The organism is Anaerolineae bacterium (genome assembly GCA_016931895.1).
Taxonomy (GTDB): domain Bacteria; phylum Chloroflexota; class Anaerolineae; order 4572-78; family J111; genus JAFGNV01.
The window spans coordinates 1-11273 of the sequence record JAFGDY010000105.1; the positions used below are offsets into that span (position 1 = coordinate 1).

Annotated in this window: 9 protein-coding genes; 1 reads left to right on the top strand and 8 read right to left on the bottom strand. The window is 54.0% G+C overall.

The features are described 5' to 3' along the window. Window positions 1-340 precede the first annotated feature (340 nt). The 4 genes from JW953_08275 to JW953_08290 form a co-directional block, all read right to left on the bottom strand. Window positions 341-1048, bottom strand: coding sequence for a hypothetical protein (locus JW953_08275; protein ID MBN1992689.1), 708 nt, complete (start codon window positions 1046-1048; stop codon window positions 341-343). A 31-nt stretch (window positions 1049-1079) separates the two neighbouring features. After that, window positions 1080-1901 carry a hypothetical protein gene (locus JW953_08280; protein MBN1992690.1) on the bottom strand — a complete coding sequence of 274 codons (822 nt, stop codon included), beginning with the start codon at window positions 1899-1901 and terminating at the stop codon, window positions 1080-1082. 189 nt (window positions 1902-2090) lie between these two features. Further along, window positions 2091-2882, bottom strand: coding sequence for a DUF3592 domain-containing protein (locus JW953_08285; protein MBN1992691.1), 792 nt, complete (start codon window positions 2880-2882; stop codon window positions 2091-2093). Window positions 2883-3282: 400 nt separating this feature from the next. Further along, the gene (locus JW953_08290) at window positions 3283-4005 is read right to left on the bottom strand and encodes a hypothetical protein (GenBank protein ID MBN1992692.1); all 723 of its coding nucleotides are present in this window, start codon (window positions 4003-4005) and stop codon (window positions 3283-3285) included. A 392-nt stretch (window positions 4006-4397) separates the two neighbouring features. Here JW953_08290 and JW953_08295 point away from each other — a divergent pair, with 392 nt between their 5' ends. Continuing rightward, entirely contained in the window at window positions 4398-5327 is a 930-nt protein-coding gene (locus tag JW953_08295) for a pyridoxal-phosphate dependent enzyme (protein ID MBN1992693.1), read from the top strand. A 58-nt stretch (window positions 5328-5385) separates the two neighbouring features. On the opposite strand, the gene JW953_08300 is transcribed toward JW953_08295, so the two are convergent. From JW953_08300 to JW953_08315, 4 genes are all read right to left on the bottom strand, one after another. Then, entirely contained in the window at window positions 5386-7314 is a 1929-nt protein-coding gene (locus JW953_08300) for a protein kinase (GenBank protein MBN1992694.1), read from the bottom strand. 117 nt (window positions 7315-7431) lie between these two features. Beyond that, window positions 7432-9837 (bottom strand): FtsX-like permease family protein, encoded by a 2406-nt coding sequence (locus tag JW953_08305; GenBank protein MBN1992695.1) that lies wholly within the window; start codon window positions 9835-9837, stop codon window positions 7432-7434. Between the two features lie 3 nt (window positions 9838-9840). After that, window positions 9841-10251, bottom strand: a complete 411-nt coding sequence (locus JW953_08310) for an STAS domain-containing protein (protein MBN1992696.1) — start codon at window positions 10249-10251, stop codon at window positions 9841-9843. Between the two features lie 123 nt (window positions 10252-10374). Further along, entirely contained in the window at window positions 10375-11004 is a 630-nt protein-coding gene (locus JW953_08315) for a winged helix-turn-helix domain-containing protein (GenBank protein ID MBN1992697.1), read from the bottom strand. Window positions 11005-11273 lie beyond the last annotated feature (269 nt).

Below are 11273 nucleotides of genomic sequence, written 5' to 3' on the forward strand. Positions count from 1 at the left end.
GAGATTTCTCCTGTAAGCGTAGCGGCGTCGAATGACATATCCACCATTGTTACTGAAAGTAACGGTTTCAAACTAATCTCAGTATAAACGCGGTACGAGCGAGGAATCTCCGCTTTGCTACTCTATTTTGGCCGGTAGTCCGAAAATTCCTCGTCGTTCCGCTCCTCGGAGCGCCAGATATATCCCTGTGGTCAGGATGAGCAGCAATAAAAATCAAAAGAGCCTGCCGCATTGAAGACAGGCTCCAGATTATGGGCCAAATGCACAATCAATTATAAATAAAACTTACGCCGTTGACCGCTTATGGACGCAGATTCAGGCTAAAAAACGCAGCGTGGCTCTACTGAGCCTGCCCCGGCCGGGATGGGGGGCGCAAAGCCGTAAACAAAAAAATAAAACTGAACAGCACGCAGGTGAGGCTATAGGTGAGCAGCAGCAACAGGTCGGCCGTGATGACCACCATAATGCTCAAGGCAATGATCAACCGGGCTGTGGCCAGGTGGAAGGTCACAAAGCCCACGGCGGTCATAAACATCTCCAGGCCCAATAGCATGAGCAGAAACCGGAGGGGGTAATATAAGCGGTACAGCCGGTCCGGAAAATCTTGCAATTCAAAGCTAACCATAGTGGTCCCGCTGCTGAGGCCAAACAGGCCGGCGATGGCGGCATAAAACAAGGCCTTTTCCCCAACCGTGGCTGTGGCAAAATCAAGGTCCAGGGGATTATGGTTTAAGAGAAATCGGGAGAGGTAGATGAGGAAGTAGAAGATCAAACTGGAAATGAGCAAATTCCCGGGAAACTTGATGCGCGCAAAATTGAAACGGGTCAGGAGCATGGTCTTGAAACTATAGAACAAATAAATGGCCGAGATGAACAGCATGATGTCGTACACTATATAAATCCGGGTTGTATAAGTATAAATCAGCACCGCCGGCGTGCTCAAGCTGGCGGCGGCAGCTATGAGGTAACGGATTTGGGGCCTGACGCCCGTGGCCGGCGTAAGGGCGGCCTGGTTAGAGAGGGGGGATTCTTCAGAGTTTGTGGTCATGTTTTCCTGCCTGTCCGGTTGGTGTCGTTCGTCAATGATTGGCCGCAGCCTGAAGTTGGAGATAAGGCCGCATGTCTGCCTGTTTGAACACCCCCACCAGCAGATGGTAGAGCGCGCTCAACTCCAGGGCAAAGGGCAAATAGCCGCCATAGCCTAACAAGGGCATTTCAAAAATACGCCAAAAATCCACAAACGGCACCTGATAAATCCACTGGGGATAGGAATAGTAGTTCCACATCTCCCACAAAAATCCACACAGCAAACAGCCCACCCACAAGGCCACTACCGGCCGCCAATCACCTTTGGCGGTGGAATAAGCCAATGAGCCATGCTTCAGCCAGACATTCAGCGGCTCAAGAATAAAATAAACCGACAGCCATAAAAAAGGGAAAAAGTAGAGCGGCCAGCGCAACATTAAGGCTAACATTAACCAACCGGCGCCAAAAAAACCGAGCAACACGGAACGCCTCAGGGGAATAACGGGGCCGGGGCCCAAACGCCGGAGCCAGGCAAAGGTGCTCACCCATTCGGCCGTGCCAAAAACAGCCGGCATTACGGTGGAAAAACTCAACGAGGTTAACACAATGTATTGAAACGTGGAAAAGGATTGGCTCCCTGCGTAGACCCAATTTTGGGTGCGCCAATTGAGCCACTCAAAAAGCCACCAGGCCGGGGCGGAAAAGAGGAATAGTCTGAGGTAGGCTTTGGGGTTACGGGTGAGCAGAGAGCTACCTTTGCGCCGAAAAACCCAGGCGTCAATGGTGAGGCAGTAGCCCAACCACAAAGGGAAAAAGGCCCAGTGGGTGCGCAAACCGGGCAGCGACCAGTTGAGCCACCAGAAAACTAGGATCAAGCCCAACCCCAACCAACCGTAAATAGGCCATTTTAAAATTAACGCGCGTGGATTCATTGAGCCGGTTTTTATCTCAGAATTAAATCGTTCATGCGTTCCGGGTGACAGTCACTTTGTAAGTGACTGTCACCTGGACTGCGTAAGTTCTACCTCAATTATTTAGTTCCAGGCAGGTGAATGGCGTAAGGGCTAAAGGCCCAACAGCCTCTTTTTGGCCAATTCGTATTCCTCGTCTGTGATCGCCTGTTGCTGGTGCAGCGCGGCCAGTTTTTCGAGTTGGTCGGCAATATCCGGGATTGTTGATTTTTGCGAGCCGCGGGGGGGCCTGGCCTGACGGTCAGGGTGAGCAGTCTGCTCCTCCGGCACGTTAACAGGAGCGATGTTTGGCGGCGTCTCCTTGCGGTTCAAGAGAACCCAGCAGAGGGTGAAGGTCGAGAGCGCAGCCATTATGGCCCCCACCATCGTTGTAACCCAATCCCGCGGCAAAATGCCCGCCGACAAGCGGGAAAGGCCGGGGTTATTGGGATTGTAATATACCTTCACTTCCCGGCCTTCGGCATAGATATCGGGGATGCGGGACCACCAACGTTGGGCAAACTCGCCCGTGTCTATCGAACTCGCCTGAAAGGTTTGGCCGTCAACACGATAGCGATACTCAATACACGGGCCGCTGTAAACCACATCGCCGTTAACTGTTTGGGTACAAAACCAGGAATCCGTGATGACGCCGGGAGCGGTTGGCCAGGCGCTGATTTGGCTTGACTGTCTGATGCCAAACAAACCTATCCCCAACACAATCAGCGAGGCCAGCAAAAAAATAGCCACAATAAGATAAGGGCGGTTTATCAACAGTATCCCGCCAAACGCTGTTACAAACAGAAAACTGAAAAAGATCCAGGCTACCGGAAAATTGGTCACAAACAGGATAATCATGCCCACAATCAAACCAACGTAAAGAGCGACAAAGAGTTTAAAGGTCATCGCCTCACCTGGCCTTAAGCCCTGGCGCGTTGAGATAACGGCGGCTCCATAAATTTTTATAGGGCCATTTCGCCTATAAAGATAAGCAGAAGGGCGGTTATAAAATCTTGACTCATGTATAAAACGTGTGCAGACATATCACCGCGAGCCGGAGGCGAAACGGTCTCCACCCCTGCTGACCGGGGATTGCGTCTCGCTCGCAATGACATGCACAGATTCTATCCATGAACCAAAATTTTATACCACCAACTCTACTTCAATTATATCCCATTTGCGTCTGGTGTAAACCCCGGGATGAGGGGGGTGTAAAAACTTGCCCGCAAGTTTTATTTTACTCCCCTCTGTTCCCCCGAAATCGGGAGGAAGTATCAAAATAGGACCCATGCAAGTGATGGTGTCATTAGAACAAATTAGAGGTCCTGGGGCGATGGGCCACGTTCCAGGCGACCAACAACATCCCGACCAGAATGAGGATGAGCGGCGCAACCAGTTCAACCAACCCCAACCACGGCCAGGAAACGGTGGCCGCCAGGATACCCGTCATTGTTAAAAACCCGGCCCCGGCCAGGCCGCACAGAATCAAACCGGCCACAAATAAGCCTGCCCTACGTTTGAAGAGGGCCACCGCCACCAGGGCTAAACCCACGGCCAACGGTTCCACCGTCCACAACACCGACCACGATTCCCACAGGCCGGTGAGGGCGCAAAATTGCAGCACCAACCCGTTTAAACCAATGATAACGGCCGGCACAATCAACCAGATAGAGCCTATGTAAATAGCGGCAAATAGGAAACCCAGGGCCACACTGATCACTTCCAGGGGCCAGAGCCACGCCCAGAGATGCCACCAGTTAAAAAAACTGGTTCCCAGCAGAATAGTGCCGGTGGTCAAGATTGGGAGGCCCGGAATGAGGAGACCACCCAGCCCGCGCCAGCCGCGCACCAGCACCGGGATCAGCACCAATAACCAGCCCAGCCCAATCACAATCAGGGGCCACAGCCGGCCCACCGTCCATGTCCAAAAATTAATTCCCACCGACGGCAATATTATATTTACCACCAAAGCCAACGCACCCAACAAAATCAGGCTTACGCCCACCACACTTGAAAATCGCTTTTCCATTTTTATGCCTCCTGTAATCCATTTTGCTCAAAAATAGTGAAACTCTCAAGGTCATTAACACGTTACCATATTCGCCGTTGGCTTGCCTATCTAACAGCTAACACCCTGCTATAAAGATGCGGTTAGGTTGAAGCCAACAACTTTAGCCAGTAAACAGATTTGATGTTAATATTAGAACTTACGCAGTTGAGCGTTTGAATGTCATTTCGAGCGACGACAGGAGCGAGAAATCTCCAGACAGGCTGTTTGCAGGCATAGTTTTCTAGGGATTTCTCAGGCTTCGCCTTCGAAATGACATGAACTGCGTAAGTCATAAATATAATCATTCGTTGAGACATTCCAGAGGTGACAGTCACTTACAAAGTGACTGTCACCTTTCTGAGGGAGATTTTATGACAACCCACACGCTTCATCTGGAAACACCCATGTTTGAAAACCCGGCCATCAACCAACGGCTGGGCAAACGCATATTTTTAAAGATGGACTGCTACCAACCCGTCGGTTCCTTTAAAATCCGGGGCATTGGCGCGCTGTGCCAACAAGCGGTGCGGTCGGGTTTCAGTCACCTGGTTTGTTCATCGGGGGGAAATGCGGGGTATGCCGCCGCTTATGCCGGGCGAAGGTTGCACACAAAGGTTACCGTGGTGGTGCCGGAAACCACCTCCGAAACCGCCAAAAACCGCATCCGGGCCGAAGGGGCCGAGGTGATCATCCGGGGCCGGGCCTGGGATGAAGCCAATACGTATGCGTTGGAACTGGTCAAAAAAGTCAACGGCGCTTACATCCATCCCTTTGAAAATCCCACTATTTGGGATGGCCACGCCTCGCTGATTGATGAGGTTAAACGGCAATGCCCCAAGCCGGACGTGGTGGTGGTGTCGGTCGGCGGGGGAGGTTTGTTGTGCGGCATTTTGGAGGGACTGCATCGCAACGGCTGGGGCAATGTGCCCGTGCTGGCCGTGGAAACCGAGGGAGCCAATTCTTTGGCCGCCTCGGTGGAAGCGGGGCAATTGATCACCCTGCCCCAAATCAACTCCATTGCTACCACCCTGGGGGCCAAAACCGTGACTCCCAAGTTAATGGAATGGGTGCAAAAGCACGACATCCGGCCCCTGGTTGTTGCCGACAAAACCGCGGTGGCGGCCTGTCTGCGTTTTGCCGATGACCTGCGGGTGGTGGTGGAACCGGCCTGCGGCGCATCGCTATCGGTGCTGTATGAGCACGCCGACGTGCTGGCTGATTTTGAGTCGGTGTTGATGGTGGTGTGTGGTGGGGCGGGCGTTTCGATAGAGCAGTTGTGGGAGTGGGAGCTGAGGCTCTAACTCACCGCCGCTCCCGTTGGGGTCGCCTGGATTCTCATCCTGGCCGAAAACAAGTCATTTATTGGGCCGGGTAATTAAGGTTTGCCCACATCTCCAGGCCAAAATTATAATAATCCAGGGCGGCATTGTAAAACCACGGCCAGATGAGCATGAGGATCAGCCCAATCATGCCTGCTCCTCCCACCCACAAGAGCATCCCTAAAAAGCGGGCCAGCCGACACGAGAAATTACCCCGCCCGGCCATCACAATGGCAAACCAGACGGTCACAATAACCAGGAGCGGTTCCAGGGGCCACAAAAAATCCCAGTGATTCCAATTGTCGGTGAGGGAGTAATAGGTGAACAGGACCCCATTGCCCGCAATAATGCCAATGGGGATCAGCAGCCAGATAGAGCCGGAAGCCAGCATGACCATACACAAGGCCATGCCCACCAAAAGCAACTGCACGGGCCAGCCAATTTCATAAATTTCCCACCGATCGGTTACACCGGCTATCCAGAGAATAACCAGGTTAGCCACAATGATCAGGGTCAGCCCGCTCAGAATAGATTGGCCGATGCCCCCACAACAGCCCGGCCCACACTCTGCGGCGGCTTTCTGACGGGCTTGCTTGCGGGCCGCGCGCTCCGCTTTGCGTATGGTTCGCCTTTGTTTGGGGGAAACGTATTCCGACTCAAGGGAGGACCGTTCTCCCCGCAGGTGGGCCAGGCGTTCTTCAAGCCGCCGGCTCAACGCCGCGTCTGCGTGGCCAAGCGCGGCCTGATCCGCCAGGGATTCGCCTGAAGCGGAGGCCCTTTGTTTGGCGGCCCGCTTTTTCTGGAGTTTCTGCTGTTCCTCCTCGGCTGCTTCGCGCAGGGCCTGGGTTGCTTCGCCCATTCCTATCCGCGCCATCCCCCACACGGCGCTCATTAGTTCTTTGAATGATCCCTCATGCGCCTGTTTATCATGCTCTTTTTTTGCTTCAAACGCCGAAAGGGCCGCGTCCAATCGTTCGCCTAACGAGGCGTCGGTGTCGTCGTCGGCAAAGTCGGCCTCGGCCAGTTTTTCGCGGGCCGTGCCGGAGAAAATGGCCACCGCCTCTGCCGGCGCGTCGGCCGTGGTAAAGGAGAGCGGCAGGGAAATGCGGTCGGGCAGGTCCAGCAGGGCCTCATCGGCGGCCTCGCGCAAAGCCCGGGCCATCTCTGCGGCGCTTTGATAGCGATCGGCCGGGTTTTTGGCCAGCGCTTTGAGAACCACCCGCTCAAAGGGTTCGGGGATAGCCTGATTGATTTTGCGCGGCAGCGGCAAGGGGTCGTTGAGGTGTTTCATCAACACGGCCAGGGGCGTGTCGGCTTCAAAGGGGGTGCGATTGGTCAGCATTTCGTAAAACACAATGCCCAATGAGTAAATGTCGCTACGGGCGTCGCTGTGGCCTTCAAAGCCTTGCTCCGGGGCCATGTAATTGAGGGTGCCCATCAACGCCCCGGAGGCCGTGTAATTGGTGCCGCCAATGATCTGGGCAATGCCAAAATCGGCCAGCACCGCCTGGCCGCGCCGGGTGAGCAGAATATTGGCCGGTTTGATGTCGCGGTGAATCATGCCTTCGCTGTGGGCGTAGGCCAGGCCGTCGAGCACGTCCAGCAAAATGCGAACCATTTCGCCCCAGGGCATTTGTTCGCCGCGCCGGTGATAATCGGTCAACCGCACTTTGAGCGTATCGCCCCCCAGCAGTTCTAAGACGATGTAGTAGAGTTCGTCTTGCACGTCAAAGTCGTACACCTGGACAATGTTGGGATGGCGCAAGGTGGCCACGGCCTGCGCCTCCCGCCGGAAGCGAGCCAGGAATTCTTGGTCTTCCACCAGATCGGAGCGCAACACTTTAACGGCCACGTAGCGGTCAAGCTGGGGGTGGTAGGCCCGGTAAACCCGCGCCATTCCCCCCCTGCCCAGCGGTTCCAGAATTTGATATTTGCCGAGGGTTTGTCCTTCTAAAGAAACAGAGGCCACTGCACTTTCTCCTCTATCTAAACTCGTTTCAATCCGCGGATGATTATACCGGATAATTTGGGGGCCGGCTGAAGTTTATACCAGTATAATACCAACCCGGGGATTGTTCAATTTTGGTTATTGATACGCCAAACTCTGGCGCACGCTGATGCGCGTGGCGCTGCGGGCCGGCACCATTGAAGCCAGAACCGAGATTATCAAAACGATGGCCAACCAGATGAACAGCGCTTTAACATTATACTGATAGTCCATATCAATGCTGAACATGATCTGCCCCACCGCATTGGACAGGGGTTTGCCCAGAACAAACGAGAGGGGCACCACCAGCAGCCAACTCATCAATCCTTGCAGAACACCTTCCAGCACAAACAGGTTCATAATGGTGTAAGTGCGCGCCCCAATGGTGCGCATTACGCCTATTTCCCGGGTCCGTTCAACCACGCCAATAGAGAGCGCGCCCATTAAACCAATGCCGCCCACAATGGCCATGATAATGGCCACAACTAACATCATGGAGATTGTAACGCCAAATTGGCCTTCAATCTCCTGCCTGCTTTCGGGGGCAGTCTGGCTGGAATGAACCTCGATATTTCCCGCGTTGTACAAATCTTTTAGCCGGGCCGTCACTGCCGCCACGTCATCTACCTGGTGCGTGTAGGTTCTGACAAACAGGTTACGACCCCGGTTATATTTTTTGGTGGCCCGGCAAACGGCCTCCTGGTTGGCATACAAGGCATCCACATTGTCAATTTTACCGGCAAAAATATCATGATAAAAGCCAACCACCTGCCAGTCGTCTTGACCCAATTCGTTGAGGTCAAGGGTGATGGTATCGCCCAATTTGATGTTGTTATCGTCGCCCGTGTCCTTGCTCATCACCACGGCCCGGTCATCGTGGGGCAGTAACCACCGCCCGGCAACCAACAGCGGTTGAAACATGGCGCTGCTGGCCGGGATACCCACCAGTTCTGTGCCCAGGCCCGCCTCTTTGGCGCGTTGTCCCGCTTTCAGGATAGAGGCCGGATGCCCAAAACGAACTTCAGCCTGCTTGACCTCGGAAAGCGATTGGGCCAGGGTCACAACCCGATCAATGCGCTCATCTTCCTTAAAAAAGATAATGGTGTCGTACTTGTTTCTGGCTAACACGTTGTCCAGGGTCAAAGTGACGGAGGCAGACAGACTCATCACTACCACGGCCATGGTCCCGGCTGTAATCAGCACCACCTGGGTCAAGATGAGCCGGCCCTTACGGCGGAACATATTGCCCAGAGCAATGGCGTAAGGCGCAGCAAAAAAACGTTGGGCCACCCCCTCCACAAACCGATCAAGCCAGCTTGCGCCAAAGTCGCTGCCCAGACCGTAACTGGCCAGGGCTTCACGCACCGTAATGGCTGTGCCGCGCAACACCGGCCACAGGGCCGCCAGCAAAGGCACCATCATTGCGGCAATGGCCTGGTAAACAAGGGCCTGCCTTGAAACCTGGAACACGCTGTAATCAATGTTAAAAAAGCCCAAAAACTGTTTGGTTGTATTAAAAGCCACCAGCGCGCTCAGGGGCAAAGCAAGCAGCAAGGCCAGCAAACCGTAAACCAGCACCACGGCCAGATAAATTTTGATCACCACGCCGGCAGTGCCGCCAATGGCCTTGATAATGCCAATCTGGTTAGTTTGTTGGGCAATAATGGCGTTTAAGGTATTGAGCACCAGCACCACGCTGGCCCCCAACGACACGACTGCCAGGACCTTGAGAATCATGAGAAAACTGTCCATAATGGTGCCGCCCCAATGCTTTTGGGGGTCCTGGTAAAACGTGGACACCAGGCCAATGCCCTCTTTGCTCAGGCGGCTTTTTACCTCGGCGGCAATTTCGCGGGCCAGGGCGGGGCTATAAGGGGCCACCTGCACCCGTAGCTCAATGTATTTCCCTTCAGGCTCCCCAAAATGGGCCATGCCCTGGGCATCGGCCAGGAAATACGCCTCGCCGCCAAATTCGGGCGGCGGCACAAAGGGATGGCGAATAATGCCGTTGATGGAAAATTTTTTCGCTCGCCCTTCTACTTCAAAAAGGATCTCATCACCCAGACCAATGTTAAAGAATTCACTTGACTTGCGCTCGATGCCAAAGTGTTTTTTCTGGGGCCAGGCCCCGGCCCGGAGCTGATAAATGTCGAACAATTGCCGCTCATAGTCGTCCCGCATCACAACAACGGCCTTGGCCCATTCATCCTCCGGCTTTATCTTGTAGCGCACCCGCGCCTCGTTCAATACCTCAATCTCGGCCACCCCGCTAATCTTTTTCAGGCGGAGGGCGGTATCTCGGTCAATGTAGTCTGAGAGATGGATGAGCAGGTGGGCAGGCCGGGAAGCCTGATGCGACGTATCCATCCCGGTTCGGATCAGGTCGGCTATGCCAAACATGGCTCCCACGGCAAACACGCCGGCGGCAATGCTCAATACCGCCAGCGTGGTGCGGATTTTGTTCCCCCATAGGTCGGTCCAGATTTTAATCCAGACTCCGCTCATAGGTTAGGCCGGATTGGCCAGCACGCCGGTTAACTGAGGTACGTAAGCCGGGGCATGGTGGCTTGATTGGATTTGGCGAGATGATTTGTTAGCCGCCGACTCGGCCGCAGTGTTCAAAACCTGGAAGATGCGGTCAAAGCCGGTCAACTCAAGCACGAGTTTGGGTTGAATTTGCAGGCCGGCCAGCCGGAAATTCTGCCCATTGCCAAAAAGCTTGTAACCGGCGACTAAAACGGCCAGGCCAGGCCCATCAATAAAGGGCACCCCGGCCAGGTTGACGACCACCCGCTCAACACCTTTAGCGGCCATTTTCTCAAAATATCGGCCCACTTCTTCCGCGTGGGTGACATTCAGCGGCCCACTCACTTCTACCAGATAAACATTTCCAGCTAATTTATGATGGGTGATACTCATTTTGAAGTTCCTCCGTGTGTTTCAAACTGAAGGCATGGTATCACGCTTTGGCCGGAGTTACCTATCCGTAAGCTAACAGGTGGCTATCCAGTTTTCATCAAAAAAGGGGAAACGTAAAGATGCTTATTCGCGGGTAACGAGCTTATAACCCAACCCGCGAATGGTGAGCAAAAGTTGAGGATTGGTTGTGTCCGGTTCCAGCTTGGCCCGCAAGCGGCGCACCAGGTTTTCAATTTGGTAATCGTAAACGCCTTCCTCCGCCTGGTATTCGGGCCAAACGGCGCTGCCAATATCGTCTTTGGAGCAAACTTCGCCGTTATGCCGGTAGAGATAAGCCAGCAGGGCAAACTCTTTGGGGGCCAGGGAGACGGCGTGCCGGTCAACCCGCACAATGCCCGCCGCTACGTTGATTTCCAGTTCGGGAAAGGGCGTATCGCGGGTGGTAATATCGGGATCGTGAAAAACCAGGGTCACGTCGCCAATTTTGATGCGGTCTTTGTCGTGCAGTTCGGTGGGGGCCAGCAGCCGTTCGTCGTTGAGAAAGGTGCCGTTGGTGCTGCCCATATCTTCCAATATGGCTTTCCAGCCTTCGCGCCGCACCCGGGCATGCTCCCGCGAAACGCGCTTGCTGGTGATAACAATGTCGTTTTCTACGGCCCGGCCAATGGTGATGGTTTCGCCGGATAGCAAATGTTCCCGCCCGGTGGGGTCGGTGAGGGAGGGGGCTTGTTTGGCCGTGGTCTCAGTCGTCATGGTGCGCTACTCTCTCCTGTCCCAAGTCTACCCCTACTGGGCTACCCTGTCAAACTGATTTAGGTGTATTCGACACATTTCACGATGACCCATTTTTGTTTTGGGTTTGCATTGTTCTACCTAATTGGGGGCAATTGTTTCTTGCTATAGGGTGATTTGTTCTGGTACAATGCTGGAAGTATCCATTTAATAAAGAAAGAGGAATAAAATGACAAACGAAACCATCCCCACCCTGCAAGATGTTATCGCCGCTCGACCGAATGTGTATC

Coding starts and splice junctions, on each gene's coding strand:
- JW953_08290 (MBN1992692.1), bottom strand. CDS start 4,005: ATGGAAAAGCGATTTTCAAGTGTGGTGGGCGTAAGCCTGATTTTGTTG.
- JW953_08275 (MBN1992689.1), bottom strand. CDS start 1,048: ATGACCACAAACTCTGAAGAATCCCCCCTCTCTAACCAGGCCGCCCTT.
- JW953_08310 (MBN1992696.1), bottom strand. CDS start 10,251: ATGAGTATCACCCATCATAAATTAGCTGGAAATGTTTATCTGGTAGAA.
- JW953_08305 (MBN1992695.1), bottom strand. CDS start 9,837: ATGAGCGGAGTCTGGATTAAAATCTGGACCGACCTATGGGGGAACAAA.
- JW953_08295 (MBN1992693.1), top strand. CDS start 4,398: ATGACAACCCACACGCTTCATCTGGAAACACCCATGTTTGAAAACCCG.
- JW953_08285 (MBN1992691.1), bottom strand. CDS start 2,882: ATGACCTTTAAACTCTTTGTCGCTCTTTACGTTGGTTTGATTGTGGGC.
- JW953_08315 (MBN1992697.1), bottom strand. CDS start 11,004: ATGACGACTGAGACCACGGCCAAACAAGCCCCCTCCCTCACCGACCCC.